We start from the raw sequence: 21,679 nt of genomic DNA on the forward strand, positions 1-21,679 counted from the left end.
GTAAATTTCAATGGCATATTTTTGCCTTTTTGTTTAGGCGATGACGAGATAGACGATGAGTCGGAGAAAGTTAACCATGGAGCACCTGACTGCGGGTATTCGTGTATATCTTAAGGATTTCAATTTTAAAGATAATTTTAAAGGGCTTGCCAGCAATGTGAGAGGGGATGTGTTGGCAGGGATCACTGTGGCGATGGTGGTGCTTCCCATGGCCTTGGCCTTCGGTGTGGCTTCCGGGCTCGGGGCGATTGCGGGCATGTGGTCGGCAGTGGCGGCCGGTCTTATTGCGGGCCCCTTAAGCGGATCAGCGTGGTCGGTTGGTGGGCCGACCGGACCCATAACCATTCAAATCCTTTCAATGACTCAGACCAATAAATTAGCCGATGGGAGCCCCGATCTGATTTTCGTATTTACGACCATCGCCTTAGCCGGTTTTATATTGATTGTGTTGGGACTGTTGAAGCTCGGACAATTTATCAAGTTCACACCCTATTCAGTCATCTCCGGATTTATGACGGGTTTGGGTGTGTTGTACATGCTGTTGCAACTCAACCCATTTTTAGGGCTTCCCGGCGTCAAAAGTATTACCTCCGCCATTACCGAATTGCCCTCCAGTTTGGTCCATGCCTCGCCTGTGGCCTTGGGAATCGGCTTGTTGACCTTACTCATTGTCATCGTTTGGCCAAAAATTTCTCCTGTGACCTGGCTGCCCGGTCCATTGATCGGATTATTAGCCGGTACGGTAACTACGGTTGCCCTCGGGCTAGACATCCCTAAAATTGGAGATATTCCCACTGGCTTACCCGAGCTGTATCTTCCCGATCTTAACATTCTAGAAAAAGCCTTCGTCCCGGCTGCGGCTCTGGCGGGGTTATGTATATTCGATAGTCTTCTGACCTGTCTCATCGTCGATAATATGACCGGCACACATCACAATAGTGACCGTGAATTGGTTGCCCAAGGATCAGCCAATCTCTTTTCAGGATTGGTCGGAGGGCTGGGGGGAGCCACGAATACCATGCCATGTGTTGTGAATATCCAGAGTGGGGCTCGTACCCGCTTGTCGTCCATAACCATGGGCCTTGTCCTGCTTTCGTTCATTTTCGGACTGGGTTCATTGGCCGCATCCATTCCTCTTTCCGCCTTGGCCGGTATTCTCCTCAAGGCCGGCTATGACATTCTGGATATGCGAGTTCTGCCGGTGGTTCGGAGATTGCCCACCTCTGATTTAATGGTATTTGGTCTGGTGGTTTTCATGACGGTGTTTTGGAATCTTCTGTCGGCCATGGCGATGGGACTTGCAGTGGCGTTTTTCCGTTTTGTAAAAGACCAGTCTGATCGCTATAAAGCCGATCTCACTCAGCGGGATGAAGATGTAAAACAGGAAGAAGAAGATCTCATTTTTTCCTTCGCCAGGGATTATGCCAGAAAAATAAGCCAGGATGGGGCCAATATAGGAGAGCTGAGCGGTCGTTTTGAGCATATCGTTCGAGACCGGATTCTCATCGTTCGTCCTCACGGTCCATTATTTTTCGGTGCGATCGATTGGCTGAACGAGACGGTGGAACATCTTGACAGCAAAGATGTGCTTATCATTCGTTGCAAATGGTTGGATGAATTGGATTTGTCAGGTGCTTATGCGTTAGGTGATTTAATTGAAGCTGCCAACAGTCGCGGGGTAGCGGTGTTAACCGCTGGCATGTCCCCTAGAACCCGACAAATTCTTGCCGATTTAAATGAGCTTTCCAGACTGAAGGAAGACTATATCTGCACACATTTTAATGAGGCTTTGGATACCGCTATGCAGATCGTGGAAAAGAAGGCCGTGGAGATTAGGCTACACGCCCACAATGAACCGGTTTTGACGGGAGGATAGCATGGTCGTTTTGCCCGCTTGCGAGTCATGGGAGTGACGGCCTTGAATGGCATTATTGAGGAGCATCAGTTGAGGAGGCGTTTTAAAAGGCTCTCCCCTTTACGGCCCTCCTTGTAGTGTTTTTTCGGTTGTGGTGGTGCCCAGGAGCAACAACTTTTTTAAGACATTATCCAATAGGTTCTGTCCAGGGATGGTGGATACCAAATCGGCATGTTTTTTATGGCCGATGCCTTCTTTCGGCGATCAGCGACAACGTCTTTGTCACCACGATCTATAGGCCTTTTCGTATGGTCGGATGGTGTGTATGGCTCTTCCCTATATGGTTACCATGATTCTCGGGGGACACCTGGCTGGGTATGTGTTGTTGCAACCAGAAACGGAAACGTACTATGCACAAGGGGTCTTGACGCATTATGTGGCGGCTGTTGCAGCCCTCCATTCAGCTTAAGGGATTCCCGCATCCATGGTTGGTTCACCCTTTTACATGTAAGTCTCGGGTGCGTCTACCTCTTACCTCTTCCTCATGCTTGCCGGCTCCCGGATTTCACAATGCGATTTTGCCGGCCATGTATTTCCGCCCGTGGTCACAGGCTCCCCTCATCTGACCATGGAATCTTTCCCCCTGAGTTGGGAGCGGACCACCGGGTCAACCTGTTCAAGAAATAGACTCTAAGTAGAGGAATGATCCTAAGTTGGGGGACCTTCCATAATGAGATTAGGCCAGCTATTGGGGTATAGTGGCGTCAAGATCGGGCTGTGTCAGGCCTGTCAGCGAAGGGTTTGATGGGATTGTAAGAGAATTTCGGAGAATTCGCTATGTCTCTCAATAAATTATTTTTAAATCTTCCGATTGCCAGAAAGCTACTTTTAGTCTCCGGAGTCCCGGTTTTGGCCGTCTTGATTTTGAGCCTGGTGACCTATAGAAGCGTTCAGACTTTTTCTCTGGATGAAGATCGCCTGAATGATGTGTATCTGGTGCAAAGCGCGTCGGCTGAATATATGCGCTTAGTTGTGGATCTCGAAACCGGATTTCGCGGATTTATTCTGACTCAAAAGGCTCCCTTTTTGCAGCCCTATTTGGCAGCCAGGCAACGAGTGTTGTTACTCGGGAATTCATTGAGACAGATGGTCAAGTCTGTTGAGGAACAGCGACAGGTAATCGAAACTGTTCAGGGAATGGTCGAACAATTGATGAATGACAAAGATCGGCTGATTGAACGGGTCAAGGCGGGTTTTCCGCAGGAGGCCACGGACTATGTCGAGAGTGAAACAGGGCGTATCCTCATGCTTGCCATCCGTGAAGAAATGGCTCGATTTGACCGGCGAGAAGTCACGCAATTGCAACACGCCCTTGGGAGTAGTGCCGCAGACCGGGCGGCCCTGATGGGGGTGGTCGTGTGGGGAGGGTCGTTGGCGTTGATTTTGTTGCTGGTGCCTCTTCATCTCATTGCGCGGTCCATTACAGGACCATTAACGACCTTGGTCAAGGCGGTGGAAAATGTTTCCGGAGGGAATATTCCGAATATTCCAGTTTTCCAACGGGGCGATGAAATTGGCGAATTGACGAAAGTCATGCAGACAATGGGCACCCAAATCCGGAATCATATCCGGCGTATTGAACAATCCGAACAGGAACTCCGAACGCTGAACCAGGATTTAACTTCTTCTGAGGCCAAATATCGAGGGATTGTGGATTATGCGCCCATCGGAATATTCACGGCAAAAAAAGATCATCTGATTTTTAGCAACCGGCAGAATTGGGTCCTGGCCGGGAGGAATCCCGATGAGGTGTTGGATCCTGAACATATGTGGGAAGCGATTCATCCGGACGATCGGGAGGGAGTGCGCGAAACTTTTCAAGATGCCGTCCACCAAAGTGAGCCCTTTGAGCGGGTCCTTCGCTTCCTGCATCCAGACGGAGCTGTGCGCAAGGTCTTATGTCGCGCGGTTCCAATTCAAGATCACGGTGGGCAGACCATGGTATACCAGGGATTCAATGTGGATATCACGGCTTTAGAGTATATGCGTGCACAATTGAACCGGTCTGACCGCTTGGCCACATTGGGACAAATGGCTGCAGGTATTGCCCATGAGATTCGAAACCCGCTGGTGGGTATTGGGTCAACCACGACATTGCTGATGGAAGATTTTCCTGATGGTGATTCGCGGCATGAAGACCTTGTAACCATTCTCAAGGAAACCCGACGACTGGATCGCATTGTGAACCAAATTGTTGACTTTGCGCGACCAAGAGACTTGCTCCCGGTAACCTTTCAATTGCAAGATCTGATACAGGAGTCTTTGCAGGTGCTCAATGAACCCATCAAACAAATGGACATTCAGATCGATTTTCATCCGCCTGCCAAACTGCATTCCATCCAAGCTGATCGAGATCAACTGAAGCAAGTGTTGCTAAATGTGATCCAAAATGCCGTTGAGGCGATGTCGGAGGGCGGATGCCTTCGTCTGTCCGTTGAAGAGGAAACCATTGAACGAATACCGGGGTTGCGTATTACAGTCCAAGATAATGGAAAAGGAATCAGTCCAAGTGCTCTCCCGAGGATTTTTGAGCCGTTTTTTACCACCGGCAAGCATCGTGGAACTGGACTGGGGCTGCCTATTTGTCGAAATATTATTGAAGCCCATGGAGGCGAGATCCATGCGGAAAGTCAGTCAGGTATTGGGACCACCATGACATGGTGGCTGCCTTGCGTTTGCCAACCCCAACTTCCCACGGTGTAACCCATGCGCGCGAACATTTTTGTGACGGATGATGATGATGTGGTTCGGCAAGCCATCAGCCGACGGATCGCAAAACGACACCATCATGTGCGAAGCTTTGCTTCGGGAGAGGCCTTATTGGAAGCCCTTGATCATGATGCGCCAGATCTCATTCTTTTAGATTTGAAAATGGCCGGGTTAAGCGGACTGGAGACTCTCAAGCATATTCGTGCGAAATCTCAACAGTCCCTTGTCATTCTCCTCACAGCCTATGGCACGGTGGAAGATGCAGTGGAAGCCATCAAACTCGGGGCTTATGATTTTCTGATTAAAAGTGTCGATTTCTCCAGTGTGGAACCTGTGATCGATCGTGCGCTTGACTATCTATCCCTACGGCGCCGTATCGATTTTGAAACGCAGGATAGGCCTGGTCGATATGCCTTCAACAGTTTGATTGCCAATAGTCCCAGTATGAAGGAATTGATTGGGCAAATTCAGGAAATGGCAAAGAATTTAAAAACGACGGTTCTCCTGTTTGGAGAAACGGGAACAGGGAAAGAATTTGTCGCTCGAGTCCTTCATCATAACGGGCCCCGGGACAAAGGTCCCTTTGTGGGGGTGAATTGCACAGCCATTCCTCAGGAATTATTTGAAAGTGAATTATTTGGCTATGAGCGTGGGGCCTTCACGGGTGCGAATCAGCGCAAACCCGGTCTCTGTGAGCAGGCAGAAGGCGGGACGCTTTTTTTAGATGAGATTGGAGACCTCAATCCTTCCATGCAGGCGAAATTGCTTCGAGTGTTACAGGAGCGTTCGTTTAAACGGTTGGGTGGACAAGAGGATATTGAGGTGGATTTTCGCCTGATTGCGGCCACCAATCGGGATCTGCGCAAAGATGTGGCGCAAGGCAGGTTCCGGGAGGACTTGTTTTTTCGGCTGAATGTGGTGTCATTGAATCTCCCACCATTACGAAATCGGATAGAAGATATTATCCCTCTGGCTCTTGCGACGTTGATTCGACAAAGCAGTGATCTTGGTAAAGAGGTTTCGGCTATAGAGCCGGAGGCCCAACGGCTGTTGGAGCGCTATCCCTATCCGGGAAATATTCGTGAACTGGAAAATATTATGGAGCGTGCGGCTATTTTTTGTCGTGGAAAAAGTTTGACGGAAGGGGATCTGCCTCGTGAAGTCCATGAAGAGGCCCGTTCCTCAGTCAATGCGGTCACTCGAGGGGATCAAAAGGTGGTGCGCATGGAAATGATTCTCGGAGAGCAATCCCTTGCTGGCATTGAAAGCGATTTGATTGAAGAAGTCATGCGGTTATCTGATTATAATAAAAGTCTCGCTGCCAAATATCTTGGTATTACTCGCTTCGCTTTGGACCGCCGTCTCAAAAAAATCCCCGAGTCTTGATCCTATCTGTTGGTGCCTGAAATTACCGCCAAATGACGGTGTTTTTATGTTCGTCTCTTCAGAACAAAGGAACAGATTGATGCCTTGAGGTGACCAGGGGGAATTGTCCGGTCATTTTTGAGATTTTTTTCGACTTTTTACAAGAACAACGATGCCAATGATTCCAATCAACAGAGCCAAGATTCCCAGTGTTTCCAAGCCTCCCATCTTGCTATCCTCCTCCTCCTCCTCCTCCGATAGCATGGCTTCGGTGGTTATTTCTCTTTCGGTGTGTTGTAGGGGCGAAAGCCTGTGAACCGACCGATTCTTTCCTAACCGGCTGGAAAGGATTTCAGCCGGTCGTTTCAATCTTTCCTGTTTTCATCGAAATCGTCAAGATGCCGTATCAAATGGGAATGCTGGAAGCTTCAGGGATGGAGCATGATAACCTGGTTTTCTTCTATTTCGCATGGTAGGCCGTGATTTTGAGGATGAGCATGCAGGTCGGTTGGAAATTTCTAGACTCAAGACTGACCTGCTTGTGGCTCCAAATATATTTGTTGATCTGAGGTTGAGGTGGAATAGCGTTGTAGGCAGAACAACTCGCTGATAGAATTGTATGCTCATGGAATCCGTAATCACTCATGCTTGCTGACGTTGTCCTGCCGGCCAGACGGTTCCAGGTTTTTACCTATCAAGTTCCTCCCCATCTGCTTTCCCTGTTGTATGTGGGAAGTCCCGTGGTGGTCCCTTTAGGTTCTACTGTCGTCTCTGGAGTGGTCGTTACCCTCTTTGAAGCTCAAAACTCTTATTCCCAGCAGACGAAGCTCCGTAAAAAATCGTTACGTGCCATTCTTTCGTTGGAGGCAGATGCCGGGAACCGTCCTTTAGAACACAACCTTCTTCGGCTGGTCGAAAAAATTTCGGGTTATTATCTGGCTCCTCTCGCCGCCTGCTTGCGGTTAATTGTCCCCCCCCATTCGATACCAGTAGTAAAGCGAATATCCCTAACGGACGACGGCCGCCAGGCCTTATTGGACCGCTCGCTGGCATCTGACGTCCAGTTGATGCTTCGCAAGTTAGAACAGGCTCCCAGGGGATTACTCCGTTCGTCTCTTATGCGAACGATAAAAAATGGTTCAAATATATTAACTCGTGCGAAAAAGAAGGGATGGATTACTGAACAGACGACCCTGCCTTCAGGGTCCAAGGTTCAAAGTCCGGTTCGTGGAATCAGAGTTGGACGAAACCCCATGCATTCAGTTTCCCGAGGGCTATTTGATCCTCCTGAAGAATCAGGTGAACTCCCGGAATCTCTTCAAAGTTCGGCATCCAGCTTTAAAGACAACCGGATATGGAAACACTTGTTCTCTGCCGTCCAAACCGGCGGTTTTCAGGAGGTGCCTGTTGTAGGATCGGAATTAGTTCGACAGGATCTGTTGTTCACGATGATTGAGACCATTTTGAATAAAGACCGTCGCGTCCTCATCCTTGCCCCAGAAGTTCAACAAGCCGAAATCCTTGGCGAACAGGTACGACGTGTTGGCAATTTTCAGGTTGAGGTCTACCATGGCCACCTCTCGACAATGGTTCGTGCTGCTCGATGGGAACGAATTCGACAGGGCGACGTGCAGGTCGTGGTGGGGACTCGATCAGCACTATTTCTGCCAGTTCCAAATTTGGGGCTCGTTTGGATCAATCAGGAGGAGGATCCGTCCTACAAAGATGAGCACCTTCCGTATTTTCACGCCCGGGAAGTCGCGCGAATGCGGGGAGAATGTGACCAGGCTCTCGTCGTGTATGGTTCGAGGTCGCCTTCCTTGGAACTCTTCGGACGATACACAGAGCAGGTCTGTGAGTCATTGGAACGCTCCTCACAGCAGATTCCCCATGTGAATATGGTTGATTTACGAACCTTACCGTATGAGACCATCATGTCCCCGGCTTTAATCACCAGGATCACGCGGTCCTTGGACGAGGGGGAGCAAGTCATTTTACTTCTCAATCGTAAAGGGTTTTCCGGTGCGCTGGTGTGCCGGGATTGTGGAAAGGCTCCGAGCTGTCCCACCTGCGGAGTGGCCTTGAAACTCTATCAGCGACCTTCCCGTTTGGTGTGCACCTACTGTGAGGGAGTTCAACCAACACCTGAAACCTGCCCCACGTGTCAGGGCAGGGTGTTTCGATTTTCCGGCATGGGAACGCAGCGACTGGAAGAAGAGGTGAGGCGACTTTTTCCGGCGGTTCCGGTTGCTCGGTTCGATCGGGAGAATGTAAAAACCCCCGACGCGGCTGATACGATGTTACGCCAATTCCGGCAGAGGGTTATTGGGGTAATGATCGGGACGGAATTTTTAGTTCATCAATCAGAGCCACCTACGGCGCCGGTCATTGGGTTTCCTCAAGCTGATTTTGGGCTCCATATTCCTGAATTCCGGTCAGCCGAACGAACCTTTCAGATGTTGTCGAAGGCTCTCAGTTTGGCCCGGAAGGGACAGGAGCCCGGAGAGGTAATTCTCCAAACCCGAATTCCTGATCATCATGTACTCACAGCCATTACGCACCAATGTCCTCGAATGTTTTATGACCAGGAACTGGAGTTGCGTGATCTCTTAGGGTATCCCCCGGCTACCCACCTAATATTATTGGTTGTGACGGGGGAGCAGGCGTCACGCGTGCAAAAAGTCGTGGACTTTCTCCATCAACGATTGAAGGAGTTTGAACGAAAAAGGCCTCCAGGAGCGGCGGGAAAAGGGGGCATGGGAACTCCAATGGTTCTGGGTCCGATGGCATCCAAGAAACCAGGACGGATCAAGAAAAATCGTGTAATCTTTTTGATGAAAACGGCTGATTTATCGGAAGCACAGCGAGGCCTTCAAAGCCTTCAGCGGGAGTATGAAGCAGAATTTCCCAAAGATCCTGTCGTCGTTGAATTTAATGTGGATCCTATGGACATTCAATAGCAGGGGTTTGGCCTTATCATGGGATTAGCCTGATCGCCTCCTTGACTGTTTCTTCTGGTTTTTTGTTTTGGGAAGGGTGGTTGAAGGGGAGGTCGAGGTGTTCTTCTCTCGAGTGCGTTTGAAAATGCCATAGGCAAAGGTCATCCAGAACACGCCGGAAAACAGGCCAAACAACACGGCGGTGAAAATCCGTTCCAATTCTTCTAGCGGAGGTTCTGGTCCCAGCTTTTGAAGATCGGCCATTTGCATGATGGGCCACGCCAAACTTTCCACTCCTAAGAGGAGTGTGGAAATCGCCCAGATAATTCCAATAGACGGACTTTTCCAGGCCAACAAGAGGGCCAATCCGATGGCTAGAGCCATCCCCATAGGTACCGATAAGGCCCCCACTAATAACCAGAGTCCCACCGTCACGGTGAGGCTACCCAACACAGCGTTCAGTTGATGCCACACATGATCATTCATCTCGAATCGTCCTGGAAAGTCCTGTTAATGTTGCCCACCTTATCATAGACGCTCGTTCCCCAGCATCCTGTATGGTTTTGGTGACTGACCAACCGTGCCGGAATTCGATCTAGCGACCAATATCAGCCAAAGGTTCGGTGGTGAGGGTATAGGCTCCGCGAGGGTTATGTGCCAAATGATTTGACTGAGGGAGGTCATCAGATTTTGGAGTGCTTTCACAATCCGGAGTGAGCACGATTCCCCAATGCGCATTTTCTTCACAAGTATTCTCGAGAATAAGCGCCTTGGCGAGGTGAAAGAGCAGAATGCCGCTTAGCATATTTTCCCGACAGATGTTTTTAATCATATCGGGTCGAGTGCCCTCGTCCCGTGCGGCCATTCCAAAATGATGATTTCCAAAACATGTATTTTCGCGGAGATACGGTTGAGCTCCGGCAAACGAAAAAATACCGGACTCCCGATTATGAGTGATCTCGTTGTCGAGCAAGGTCGGGCGGCAATCCGGTCCATAAATAACGACTCCGGATAAAAGCCCTTCTGTGGCCCTGCAGTGAGATATGGTGCATACCGAATCTAAAATATTCAGGGCGGAGTGTTGGTCGCTGCCCACATACCGAAACGTGATGCCACTGATCTGTCCGCCGGAAACTCGTTGAAGATAGCAAGGACCGCTCCGCCGATTGAATATTGTGACCTGGTCCCGACCGGCGCCGACCAGATGGATGGTTCGCTCAGTCATTACCAACCGATCTTCATAAACCCCCGGTCGAATAAATATTTGATCATCTTGTTGCGCGTGAGCGAGAGCTTCGCTGGGTAGGGTGAAGCAACCTGGGCGCTCCGCATCTACAATTAACGTTTTTCCCCCGAAAGGATTGGGTGGCGGTTCGTGAAGAGGTGATTGTTCAGTGGACAAGGCCATCTCCTATTTCAAAATTGTTCCGTCAAACTGGGGCCATGAAATCTACGGTGAAAAGGTATTGAACGTCCTCAAGCAGACGAATACAAACCGAAGGGTGAACCATACAGAATATTCTTAGATTGGCATTTCATTATCTAAAATCCAAAGGAAAAAGTGCCTGTATTTTTGCCCTTCCCTCTTCTGGTATTGAAATTGCTCGGGTTTTCCACTTGTACAAAAAATAAATTCTAAAGTCTTTTTTGTCCAAAGTTATGTTTAATGATCGAAGAATTATTCTGCATGAGGAGTGAAGTTTGATTCCCCCTCAGTAATTTCAACTGCTTTTGTCAGAAAAATCTGACTCCCCCTCAGTAATTTCAACTGTTTTCCCCCAGGAAAGCGAGATTTTTTATGCGACGGTATGAGAGGAGTAGTATGTCCACGTTCTTTTTGTGCCTAGTGCTGGCCACGATGTCGTTTATAACAGATTTACCTGGAGCCCAGGCACAGGAAACCGATATCTTTCAACATCCTAATACTGAGCTGGCAGGGATTAAGAAATCTTTAGAGCAGCAAATTGGGGCCGGCCGGGGAAATATCAATACTCCCGATTTCTCGCTATACATCATTAACCGGGATCCGTTCCGCTCCATTCGTCGTGGTCGAAATCTCTTTCAACGAAAGTTCACCATATCTCAAGGGATGGGCCCACGCAATGGTGACGGGTTTGGAGATATTAGCGCTGATAACTCGCTGGGTGCAGGTTTAGCCGATAGTTGTGCGGCCTGTCACGGACGTCCACGTAGCTCGGCGGGGTTTGGTGGAGACGTGTTTACCCGTCCGGATAGCCGGGATGCCCCGCATTTATCCGGGTTAGGGATTATCGAAATGCTTGCCGATGAAATTACCCAAGATCTTCGACAAACCAGAGATCAGGCCATTGCCAAAGCCAAGGGTGGACGAGTTTCGGTGGAGGTCTCATTGAAGAGTAAAGGTATTTCCTATGGAAAAATCCGAGTCAATCCTGACGGTTCGGTGGATCCATCACGATTAGAAGGCGTCGATGCGGATCTTCGGGTCCGGCCATTTTTTCATCACGGGGGCACGATTTCCATCAGAGAATTTGTGGTGGGGGCATTAAATGGGGAAATGGGTATGGAAGCTTTTGATCCTGATCTAGCAAAGGCTGCTGGCGGTGAGAAAGTGGTGACGCCATCGGGAATGGTGTTAAATGGAAAGACCGATACTATCGAAGCTCCTCCGGCTTCCAGTGAAAGTGATGATCCGGATCGAGATGGGGTCGCCAATGAAATTCCTGTAAGTGTGGTGGACCATCTTGAGTTTTATTTGTTGAATTATTTTAAACCCGCCATTGGGCGTGAGACGAGAGATAGTCAAAGAGGACAGAAACTTTTTCAAGACATTGAATGCACCCGTTGTCATATCCAAAATTTGGTCATTGAGAGAGATCGACGGGTGGCTGATGTGGAAACTTCGTATGACGAAAAGAAAGGGATATTTAATGACCTGTTTGCTGTGGCCACTCCTCTGTTCCAAGAAGTCCGCGGTTCAGGGGCGCCGTCGGTAAAAAAACCCAACGGGAAGCGGTTTGTCGTCAAGAATATGTATGCGGATTTCAAACGGCATGACTTGGGCTCAACCTATTGGGAACGCAATTTTGATGGTTCCTTGACCAAGGAATTTATGACCGAACCACTCTGGGGAGTGGGTTCGACTGCTCCTTACGGGCATGACGGGCGGAGTATCGATCTATGGTCGGCAATAATGCGACATGGAGGAGAGGCGAAAAATTCCCGAAATCGCTTTGCAAGGTTATCAGAGGAGCAGCAAGGGCAAGTTATTGATTTTTTACAGACCTTGGTCTTGTTTCCGCCGGACGATACGGCTTCCAACTTGAATCCTGGAGATTCTCAGGCCCCGAATTTCCCCCAGTACGGCCATGGCAATATTAATTTGCCTGTATTATTTAATAATCCCAGAGATTTGGAATAAAGGGACTTTTTGGGTCTCATCTGCTTCATGGAATCACGCCCATGAGCTCAGAGCTCACGGGCGTGAACCCTTTCTTGCGATGGGAGATGTTCCCCATTGCCTTTTTATAATTTTTGTGCGGTGAAACAAGCAGGAAAAACAAACTACAGGGTTTTCATATTCCTTGGTTCTCATTCCCCTTGCTTTTCGACTCAGCTCTGATTGTTAGGCCATCCAAAACAATGTTGAAAGTCTATTTTTGAGCCATATCGGCCTGCAGCAATCACGATCGGAATGAGAGTGGAAACTGGAGAAGATTATGCTTCCCGACAAGAATGTCCTGAGGTATAGCAGGTGAGCGAGTTAATTGTTCTCAAATGCTTGACGGGTTGCGAAGACCTCGCCTGGATGAATCAGAAGAAGGCAATCGCCATCAACCGGATCCTTGTGAAATAGCGCAAAGGTGAGGCAGAGCTGAGGGGTGGGTTCAGGAGGAAATTGTAACAAGATAGGAACATCCACCAGCGGAGTGGGCGTTTTTAAGATGGCCAACCTGAGACGGACAGCCACGAGGGTATCACGTAGACGGGTTTGAATAAGTTCTTCGTTATAATCCGGGGAAGGAGTGATGTATTGATCCCAGAGCGGGTTGGTCATGCCCACGCAGAAATCCAGCCCCACGCTTTGTGCGATTGGTGTGACATCTTTAAGTATTCCGGATTCAATGGCTTCTTTTCGGGATCGGATCGGGAGTGATTCAAATTCAGCAGGAATATCCCCAGAACTAAGTGAAAGAGCCGATTGGGACGGTTCAGAGATATCGGAAGTCAAAAGATCCGATCTTTCCGGAGACTGGGTGTGTTCTTTTTCTAAAGGATTAAGATTGTTCAAAGGTGTCTTTCCTAATGCTTGGAGAAGACCTTCATAGACAGCTTTGGCAGAATCCGTCCACGAATCATTCATCGGCAATCCCCGAAAGGCCGCCTCAGAAGCTTTTTTCTCATCGTGAGATAAAACACGTTGTGTTTTCATACTTCTAAGATAAGGCAAATCCACCGGAAGTCAAGACTCAAATTTTCTGTCCATCCAAAAAGCCGGGAAATGGAGAACAAAGGCAATAAAAAGCCGGTACATGAGAATTCGCGGACGGTCTCACCGCTCGGGTATTTACGGGTATCTGTGAGGTGGTAGATGTCCCAAATAGAGCACTTTTACCGGAATGTCGCTTCCAAATCACGATCTAAAGTCAGGACGATGATGCGTTCTTCTATCCGGGTATCGATATCCGTAAATAGGGCAGTTGTCTCCACACCGGTGATCTCCAGGATTTCACGGCACAGTTGCTCTCTTCCTTGTGAGATGAGATTTTGGCGCATTTGTTTGACCATTCCAATGCCTTCTTCACTCTTAGCCAGTTGGCGTTCGGCTGGCGTAAGAACGCCTTTGAGCCGAATGAGGATGGTGTCGCGTAGAATGCTGGCTCGAACATCGGTGGGTCCACGTCCCATGAATTCCTGTTCAAATTTAATGATGGCATTTCGGATCGCCGATTCCATTTCACCTCGTGTGAAGAGGGGTTTCATAGAGTAATGCTTTCCGGCAAGACGATTCTTGCCCATTCACTATCGATCTATCACAATCCCGTAGGAAAGAATCTCAGGAACTTGAGGAGCAACCTATCCCCCTGATATAAGCGTATTGTTCATGTGAGGTCAAGAAGAGATTGGGCTTCTCCTCGAATGCCTGAGGAGGGGGTAAATGTGTTGGTTTTGACCTTGATCGTAGAACGGATTTGTCGGATCGCTTGCCTCATTCAGCGTGGGCTTGAGGTACGCGATAGAATAAGCCAACCGAGTGATCTCCTGAAGCTCAGAAGAGGAGACGCCCATCGGTTGGCTTTTTTATTGTAAATAGAATGAGTTGGGTGCATGGTCTTGTCAGGCTTTCCCCTCTGCCATTTCACCCTGATTCCCGGTATTTTAACCAGTTAAGAGCACAAAGGATTTCTTTTAACCTTATTTGACGCTATGAGATGTCCGTGCACTTAAATGGTGTAAAGGGGGCAATGAACAGCCTTGACCAAGATCGTTCAACGGTGACGAATTGGAAATGGCTGCGAGAAATCGTTAATGAGGCGTGTCAGCCCATCGGGCCATATTGGCCGATGAAAACCTTTGCCTATTACAATCCCATTCGGGACCTCGAGCATCTACCATTTGCCCATGCGATTGAGGAAGCGAATCAGTTGCTGGGCGCCAAGGGATTTCTGCCTGTTGAAGAGTATCGCCAATTCTTTTATCAAGGTCGGATTACTCTGCCGGCGCTTGAACGGGCACTTCGGCGGGTAGGTCCCCCATTACCTTCACGGGATACCATTCGAGTTGGAGCACGCACCATACATGTCCACGATGTCTGGCGCATTCATGCCGCATATGGGATTGAAATCTTACCTGCTGTGCTCATGACGTGGACCCTGGAATTAGAGGGTCTGACCACACGATTTCGATCCGATCTTCCGGAGGAGTCTCGTTCCTCCATTATTGACCGAACGATTCGGGAATGCGAGAAGTGCCGCCATGATCCGGAATCCGCCTATCTGCATAACCTCTGGAAAAGTTCGTTGGCGGCGTGCCAGTTATCTGACCCTGTGTCGGGTCTGTCTTCATTCCATGCACCTGATTCCAGCCGGAGCGCTAATGCATCAGAGCGTGAGACTGCACTCGTCCCGGTTGATGTACCTATAGACAAGACGCTGGGTGATTGGCTGGATCGTGAGACGGGTAGCGTGCTGGTTGAGACCATCAATACCCACATGATCAAATGGATTGGGGCATTTGTCGACGAAGGTGTCGCGGGCTGGAGTATGCCTTCAAGAGACAAGGGGTTTTACGCTGCATGGAGAGAATTAGCCGAAGGGGATCTCTCAGGCAGATTCCTCGGTATTCCAGATCTTCAACAAAAATTCGATGAACTGTCCGAAGCACCGGAGGAAATGTTGTGCAAACATCTGGAAGATCTCAAAATTCCAAAGGAACGCTGGCAACGCTATCTCTCACGGCATCTGGCTCAATTGCCGGGTTGGGCAGGATTTATCCGATGGCGTAGTGATCATACCGGGTATCCTGCTCAACAACACTATCCCATTGATCCACTGCAATATCTGGCCGTCCGCCTTTTTTATGAATCTGGAATGGTAGAGGGACTTTGCCAACGGGAATGGGGCATCATGGGGACATTACCCGCACTCCTCGCTTATTGGAACGAACACCGTGAGCGTGAACAGGCGTTGAACCTTCCTCCTTCTCATGACACCGACCCTAATAATCATGCGGTGTGTCATCAAGCATGGCGACTTTTTCATGTGGCTCAGTTTTTGGAATTGACCCCAATGGAGGTCCATGACTTGTCGTACAGCGATATGTCAACCTTACTGGAGTGGCTGGACCTCTTCCCCCAATCTGCACATGGACCGGTATGGCTTGAAGCCTATGAGGACGTCTACCGGGAGTATTTGCTGAGAAACATCAGCGGACATCAAGGGAAAACACCCGTTAACCATGAGCGGCCGCGGGCACAAGGGATCTTTTGTATCGATGCTCGCTCGGAGTCGTTTCGGCGTCATCTTGAAGCTCAGGGGGCGTATGAAACATTTGGGTATGCGGGATTTTTTGGCGTGCCCATGAGTCATGTGGCATTTGATAGCCACGACCACTTGGCTTTGTGTCCGATTTTGTTGACACCAAATGCGGAAGTGACCGAAGTGCCTCGAGTCGGGCAGAATGATCGGGTGAAGGACTACCTCTCGGGAACGAGGTGGCATCAACTCAGTCATCATCTCTTCCATGATTTGAAACACAATCCATTTGCTTCTTTTATGTTGATTGATGTGCTAGGAATGTTTTTCAGCGTCGGATTGGTAGGAAAAACGCTGTTTCGAACATCCTTCGATGCCGTCAAGCAGTGGTTGCAGCAGTGGTTGGGGGGCACCGTTGCCACGCACATTCCCCTTGAGCCTTCACGTGAAAACGAGCAGGGACATCCACGGTCGGGAGCGCTGGCACTAGGTTTCACCCCATTGGAGCAAGCGGCCTTTGTGGAGGGGGGATTGCGAGTGATCGGGCTCACGAAAAACTTTGGCCGGTTTGTGATGATCTGCGGTCATGGGAGCCTGTCCGAAAACAACCCTTATTATGCGGCGCTGGATTGTGGCGCATGTGGAGGCAGTCATGGTGACCCGAATGCCCGTGTTTTTGCAGCCATGGCCAATAATCCGGAGATCCGGAAAATTTTGAGCGATCATGGTCTGGTCATCCCAGAAGACACCTGGTTTCTCCCCGCCAAACACAACACGACCACAGATCGAGTGACGATGTATGACCTGGTCGATGTTCCTGCTACTCATGTAAAAGATTTAGCACTGTTGGTGAGGGACTTGGAGCAGGCTGGCACACACCAGGCATTGGAACGATGCCAGCGCATTCCAGGGGCTCCCACCGGGGTTTCTCCCAGTGACGCATTCAAGCATGTCAGGCAGCGGAGCATGGATTGGGCTAATTCGCGTCCTGAATGGGGATTGTCAGGGAATGCCGCATTTTTGATTGGAAGGCGGGCACTTACCAAAGGTCTGGATTTGGACGGGAGAGTCTTTTTGCATTCTTACGACCCTGTCCCGGATCCGGATGGGAGTCTTCTTGAAAAAATCATGACCGCACCGCTCATCGTGGGCGAATTGATTAACTTAACATATTACTTTTCGTCGGTGGATCCTTGGGCCTACGGGGGTGGGAGCAAGGTCATTCACAATATGGTTGCCGGAGTCGGTGTGATGCTAGGAAGTCAAAGTGACCTGCAAAAAGGTCTTCCTCTCCAATCGGTAAACGATGGGGAGCGGCACTATCATGAGCCCATGCGCTTATTGGCCATCATTGAGGCGCCGCCGGATCGAATACGGTCTATCATTCAGAAGCACGCGGTGCTTCAGCATGTTTTCCATAACCAATGGATGCATGTCATCGCGTTTGATCCGGACTCCAACAGCTTTTCACGGTATCTCTCAGACTTAACCTGGGAACCGGTCCCGATGAACATATGATTTCACGAGAAGAATGAACGACTTTTTGACGTCTGCGGGGCTTTGAATTCCTGATCGAATCTCCTATCATCTCCAACGTGGGATGAGTATTCCTTTTGATTCGAAGTTGTGGATGGAAGAGGGTGCCTGGTATAAGGTCGGAGGCTTGCAGATTGTTCAAAAGGATGAAGCCCCTTTTTTTATTTGGCGCAGGCTGAGTCGGGAGGGTGGGAGCATCCGGTTTGCCGAAATATCATTCATCATGGCAGTAGGGTTTCCGGCATTTGGTTATTTCCAATTGGCTGGAGACAGTACAAGCCAACCAGGTTTTTTGAACACCTCATTCGAAAAACATTTGGTTGGCTTTTTTTATACTTTATCGGGTTCGTTAATTCGAGCCGTTCAGGTTTTGATCCGAAGATGATATAAGATGAAATCTTCCTTCACCAAACAGTTTATCGCGAACACCTTGGCCTTATTTTGTGGCTGGCTTGTGTTATCAGGGAGGTACGATAATTTTCACCTCGTTCTCGGATTCACGGCCTCTTGTGGAGTCGCCTGGTTAAATACGGGGTTCCCTCATTCTCCCTTTCAGCAATTCCCATGGGGCCGGATGGTGCTGTACGGCCCGTGGCTTTTTTTACGGATTGTGGAGAGTAGTCTGCATTTGACGAAACTCATTCTCAATCCCTCGTTACCCATTAAGCCCAGACTAATCACCTATCGATCTCAATTAAAACATCCGGGCGCGATCGTTGTGCTTGGGAATTCTGTAACCCTCACGCCCGGGACCATTACCGTTGAAATTAACGACAATACTTTTCTCGTGCATGCCATAGATGAGGCAGCAGGGAAAGATCTTACCACCGGCCGGATGGAGCGCAGAATTGCCCGGGTCTTTCAGGAAGACACAAATTTGTGATGATTGATTTTTTTCTGTTTTTATTAATGACGTTGTCATTTCTGATCCTCGTGTATTTGTACCGGGTGATCCAGGGTCCGACGGTGTTTGATCGGGTATTAGGATTGGCGGGAATATCGACCAAAGCCATCATTCTGGGCGTCGTCATCGGAACAGTCTATGGCCGTGTGGAGATGTTTGTGGACATCTCCACGGGGTACGCGCTTCTGAACCTGGTGGGAGCGTTTGCCATTGCCAAATTTCTCGAGCAACGAGGAGCACCCTAAATGGTCGTTATTGCCATCGGGTTAATTCTGGCGGGGGTATTTTTCCTGGTGGTGGCCGCCATTGGCACCATACGCCTCCCTGATGTGTTTTCGCGATCCCATGCGGTCTCCCTGACTGATTCCCTAGGCGCGATTTGTGTTCTCGCGGGCCTTGCTTTGTACCAGGGTTTCGGGATCCATATGTTGAAGATACTGGTCGTCCTGGTCTTGCTCATCCTGTTGAATCCGGTCATTGCTCATGCCACGATTCGAGCGGCCTATCGGTCTGGCCTCAAACCTCAGACGGAGGAAGACCAATGATGTATTCCGTGAATATTGCCTTGCTGTTACTTCTGGTCCTGACCGCGGCCAGCGCCACATTTTTGGTTAAGGAATTGATGAGTTCAGTGTTTATCCTCGGGTCGTATAGTTTTTTTCTGTCCCTGGTTTGGGCTTGGTTAGGGGCGGTGGATGTGGCATTTGTCGAAGCCGTTATTGGCGCCGGGTTGGGTACCGTGTTGTTCCTTATCACGTTGTTTGATACCGCTCCCAAGGATAGCCGCCTTCGTCGTCCCCCTCCTCCTCTAGCGGGAGTCCTCGGACTGCCCTTGCTGGGCCTGCTGTTGCTATTAGCGGCGAATGATCTTCCTCAGTTTGGCGACCCTACCTCTCCGCCCAACGTGCACATTTCTCCTGTGTACTTACAGAATAGCTATGCAGACACGCTCACGCCGAATGTGGTCACCTCGGTGCTGATGGACTATCGGGCATTTGATACGTTGATAGAAACCGTGGTGATATTTACGGCCGGCATTGCCTGTGCCTTGTTATTACGGGAGCCAGGCTCATGAAACAGATCCATGACAGCATCATTGTTCAGACCATGAGTCGCTTGCTTATCCCTCTGGCCCAGTTGTTTGCGTTGTACGTCTTGTTCTTCGGCCAGTACGGTCCTGGAGGAGGATTTGTAGCCGGCGTCATTTGGACCACCAGTATGATCCTGACTTTTTTGGTGTTCGGGCTGAAGTCACCCCAGGGACGTTTGGTGGAAAGGGTCTTGCATGGCGATGGGATCGGATTGATTATTTTTGTGGGAGTAGGTGGCTTATGTCTTATCGGAGGTGGGGAGTTTCTGAACTATGCCAATTTGGAAATTCCGGGTTTAGATGCTCCCGCCCGTCGGTATACAGGGATTTTGCTGGCACAAATCGGCGTGGCCGTGGATGTTGCGGTGACAGGGATTTCTATCGTTCTCAGCTTGGCCTACCACGATACCGAGCAGGAATATGATGTTTGAGATGATCGGGGGGTGGCTGCAGCGCCCCAACTACATTGCCTTTGTCCTGCTGTTTCTGTGGGGCATCTATATTATGGTGACCCGTTACAATCTGGTGAAAAAACTCATCGGGATGTATCTCATGCAAACGAGTGTGATTTTTTTCCTGGTCACCACAAGTGCCAAGAAAGGCGCCACGGTGCCCATTTTGCTCTCCACGACCGAGATCGTGCAACCGGAAGTCTATGCGAATCCCCTCCCTCATGTGCTGACATTGACGGCGATTGTGGTGGGTGTTGCCACCCTGGGAGTCTCGTTGGCGCTGGCCGATGCCATTTATAAAAAATACGGCAGCCTGGACGAAGAAGAAATTCTCAAAAGGCTGGAATGACGCGTCATCTTCCCGCAATCCTTTTCCTCTTACCTCTCGGTTTGGCCATTTGTTTACCATTGATCGGGATCAAGCATCGGGAGTGGTGTCGGCCATTATCGATTGGTGTGCTGGCTGCGATGGTCCCGGTTTCCTTCGCTAATCTGGTAGGAGTTCTTCAAAACGGGACCATTCATTATGACTTTGGGGGATGGGCCGCTCCGGTCGGGATTGAGTGGGTGGGGGACGGTTTGGCCAGCGTCATGACCGTGGCTTTGAGTCTGGTTGGATTGGTGTGTATCACCTTCCTCAGTTCAGTCTTGTTTCCTTACCTTGGAAGTCGGATTGTCCCGTTTTATACCCTGGTCTTATTATTGATGGCCAGCCTGATCGGCATGGTGTTTGCCGCGGATCTCTTCAATCTTTTCGTGTTCTTAGAAGTATCCGCCCTGTGTGCGTATGCCTTGGTCGGGTTGGCCGGCGGGAAGGCGCTTATGGCCGGATTCCGGTATTTAATTTTAGGGACCTTCGGAGCCTCTTTGTATCTTCTGGGAGTGGGGTATTTATACGCAGAGACGGGTACGCTCAATATGGCAGATCTGGCTCAGCGGGTGCCCCCTTTGGTGACATCCAAGGCCCTTGCCGTTGGTGTGTTATTCATGTTCATTGGGTTGGGCATCAAGATGGCATTGGTACCGCTCCACGGGTGGTTGCCGGATGCGTATACGTATGCGCCAGATAGAGTGTCACCGATGCTGGCATCTTTGGTGACGAAGGTCGCGCTGTATGGATGGATTCGCATTATGTTTTGGGTCCTTGGCGCCCAGGCGGTGGTCTACCAGATCCCTATCCTGTTTTTGGTGGGAGTGTTGGGTGCTCTTGCAGCTCTGGTTGGCGCATTCCTGGCTCTCTCCCAAGTAGAAATCAAACGCATGTTTGCGTATGGAGGGCTTTCGCATATCGGATTGATTCTGGTGGGGATTAGTCTCGGAAATCAAACCGGTTTTGTCGGAGGAGTATTTTATCTCTTGAATGATGCCGTGATGCAAGCGGGATTGTTTTTTTGGGCGGGGGCAATCATTCATTTGTACGGGGTTCGCACTATTGAGGATCTTGGACGACTGCAGGGAGGAGCGGGATGGATGTCGGTGGCTCTGGTCGTCATAGCCCTGTCGATGATCGGGATTCCTCCAACCGGGGGGTTTTTTGGAAAGTGGTATATCATTCTTGGGGCGGTGGAAGCGAAAAATTACCTTGCCATTGTCGCGGTGCTGATTGCGACTCTGTTAACTCTGGCCTACTTCGTGAAATTATTTGAACGGGTATTTCGGGACCGCTCCGCCCAGCAGCCTCCTCTCATACGTGAGATTCCGTTGGCGGTGAAAATTGGTCTCGGCGCCACGTCAGTGGCGGTCATTGTTCTGGGGCTGGTCAGCGATCATATTGTCAGCTTTCTGCTCAAGAATGCGGTTCCACCAGGGCTTTAGC

The 21,679-nt window shown here is 49.7% G+C and carries 18 protein-coding genes; 14 read left to right on the forward strand and 4 right to left on the reverse strand.

Annotation, left to right across the window (positions count from 1 at the left end; translation table 11 throughout):
- The first annotated feature begins 55 nt into the window (after positions 1-55).
- The 5 genes from PQG83_RS16855 to priA all read left to right on the forward strand — a co-directional run bounded on the left by PQG83_RS16855 (position 56) and on the right by priA (position 8,949).
- Positions 56-1,876: a SulP family inorganic anion transporter gene (locus PQG83_RS16855; RefSeq protein ID WP_312743535.1), complete on the forward strand. Its 1,821-nt coding sequence runs from the start codon at positions 56-58 to the stop codon at positions 1,874-1,876.
- Between the two features lie 304 nt (positions 1,877-2,180).
- Positions 2,181-2,324, forward strand: coding sequence for a hypothetical protein (locus PQG83_RS16860; protein ID WP_312743538.1), 144 nt, complete (start codon positions 2,181-2,183; stop codon positions 2,322-2,324).
- 368 nt (positions 2,325-2,692) lie between these two features.
- Positions 2,693-4,618, forward strand: a complete 1,926-nt coding sequence (locus PQG83_RS16865; protein WP_312743540.1) for an ATP-binding protein — start codon at positions 2,693-2,695, stop codon at positions 4,616-4,618.
- A 3-nt stretch (positions 4,619-4,621) separates the two neighbouring features.
- Entirely contained in the window at positions 4,622-6,010 is a 1,389-nt protein-coding gene (locus PQG83_RS16870) for a sigma-54-dependent transcriptional regulator (RefSeq protein ID WP_312743543.1), read from the forward strand.
- A gap of 623 nt (positions 6,011-6,633) precedes the next feature.
- The gene (priA, locus tag PQG83_RS16875) at positions 6,634-8,949 is read left to right on the forward strand and encodes a replication restart helicase PriA (protein ID WP_312743546.1); all 2,316 of its coding nucleotides are present in this window, start codon (positions 6,634-6,636) and stop codon (positions 8,947-8,949) included.
- 24 nt (positions 8,950-8,973) lie between these two features.
- On the opposite strand, the gene PQG83_RS16880 is transcribed toward priA, so the two are convergent.
- Entirely contained in the window at positions 8,974-9,414 is a 441-nt protein-coding gene (locus tag PQG83_RS16880) for a hypothetical protein (protein ID WP_312743549.1), read from the reverse strand.
- A gap of 109 nt (positions 9,415-9,523) precedes the next feature.
- Complete coding sequence (locus PQG83_RS16885) at positions 9,524-10,330, reverse strand: right-handed parallel beta-helix repeat-containing protein (RefSeq protein ID WP_312743551.1); 807 nt, start codon at positions 10,328-10,330, stop codon at positions 9,524-9,526.
- A gap of 420 nt (positions 10,331-10,750) precedes the next feature.
- On the opposite strand from PQG83_RS16885, the gene PQG83_RS16890 reads away from it, so the two are divergent.
- Positions 10,751-12,328 carry a di-heme oxidoredictase family protein gene (locus tag PQG83_RS16890; protein ID WP_312743553.1) on the forward strand — a complete coding sequence of 526 codons (1,578 nt, stop codon included), beginning with the start codon at positions 10,751-10,753 and terminating at the stop codon, positions 12,326-12,328.
- 342 nt (positions 12,329-12,670) lie between these two features.
- Here the strand turns inward: PQG83_RS16890 and PQG83_RS16895 are convergent, their stop codons facing one another.
- Positions 12,671-13,339, reverse strand: coding sequence for a hypothetical protein (locus tag PQG83_RS16895; RefSeq protein WP_312743554.1), 669 nt, complete (start codon positions 13,337-13,339; stop codon positions 12,671-12,673).
- A 179-nt stretch (positions 13,340-13,518) separates the two neighbouring features.
- Entirely contained in the window at positions 13,519-13,890 is a 372-nt protein-coding gene (locus PQG83_RS16900) for a Na-translocating system protein MpsC family protein (RefSeq protein ID WP_312743557.1), read from the reverse strand.
- 482 nt (positions 13,891-14,372) lie between these two features.
- Between PQG83_RS16900 and PQG83_RS16905 the strand changes: the two genes are divergently transcribed.
- From PQG83_RS16905 to PQG83_RS16940, 8 genes are all read left to right on the forward strand, one after another.
- A complete protein-coding gene (locus PQG83_RS16905; RefSeq protein WP_312743559.1) occupies positions 14,373-17,399 on the forward strand; it encodes a DUF2309 domain-containing protein in 3,027 nt (1,008 codons plus the stop codon).
- Between the two features lie 409 nt (positions 17,400-17,808).
- Positions 17,809-18,300: a Na+/H+ antiporter subunit E gene (locus PQG83_RS16910; protein ID WP_312743562.1), complete on the forward strand. Its 492-nt coding sequence runs from the start codon at positions 17,809-17,811 to the stop codon at positions 18,298-18,300.
- Positions 18,300-18,566: an MrpF/PhaF family protein gene (locus PQG83_RS16915; protein ID WP_312743565.1), complete on the forward strand. Its 267-nt coding sequence runs from the start codon at positions 18,300-18,302 to the stop codon at positions 18,564-18,566. The genes PQG83_RS16910 and PQG83_RS16915 overlap by 1 nt, the downstream gene beginning before the upstream one ends.
- A complete protein-coding gene (mnhG, locus tag PQG83_RS16920; protein WP_312743568.1) occupies positions 18,567-18,866 on the forward strand; it encodes a monovalent cation/H(+) antiporter subunit G in 300 nt (99 codons plus the stop codon). It abuts the gene before it with no gap.
- Positions 18,863-19,396: a DUF4040 domain-containing protein gene (locus tag PQG83_RS16925; RefSeq protein ID WP_312645978.1), complete on the forward strand. Its 534-nt coding sequence runs from the start codon at positions 18,863-18,865 to the stop codon at positions 19,394-19,396. Before mnhG ends, PQG83_RS16925 begins: the two co-directional genes overlap by 4 nt.
- Positions 19,393-19,842, forward strand: coding sequence for an MnhB domain-containing protein (locus PQG83_RS16930; RefSeq protein WP_312743571.1), 450 nt, complete (start codon positions 19,393-19,395; stop codon positions 19,840-19,842). Before PQG83_RS16925 ends, PQG83_RS16930 begins: the two co-directional genes overlap by 4 nt.
- Entirely contained in the window at positions 19,832-20,212 is a 381-nt protein-coding gene (locus PQG83_RS16935; protein ID WP_312743574.1) for a cation:proton antiporter subunit C, read from the forward strand. The genes PQG83_RS16930 and PQG83_RS16935 overlap by 11 nt, the downstream gene beginning before the upstream one ends.
- Positions 20,209-21,678, forward strand: a complete 1,470-nt coding sequence (locus tag PQG83_RS16940) for a complex I subunit 5 family protein (protein ID WP_312743577.1) — start codon at positions 20,209-20,211, stop codon at positions 21,676-21,678. Before PQG83_RS16935 ends, PQG83_RS16940 begins: the two co-directional genes overlap by 4 nt.
- The last annotated feature ends 1 nt before the right edge of the window (position 21,679 follow it).

The sequence above is a fragment of the Candidatus Nitrospira neomarina genome, from assembly GCF_032051675.1.
Classification (GTDB): Bacteria; Nitrospirota; Nitrospiria; order Nitrospirales; family UBA8639; genus Nitrospira_E; species Nitrospira_E neomarina.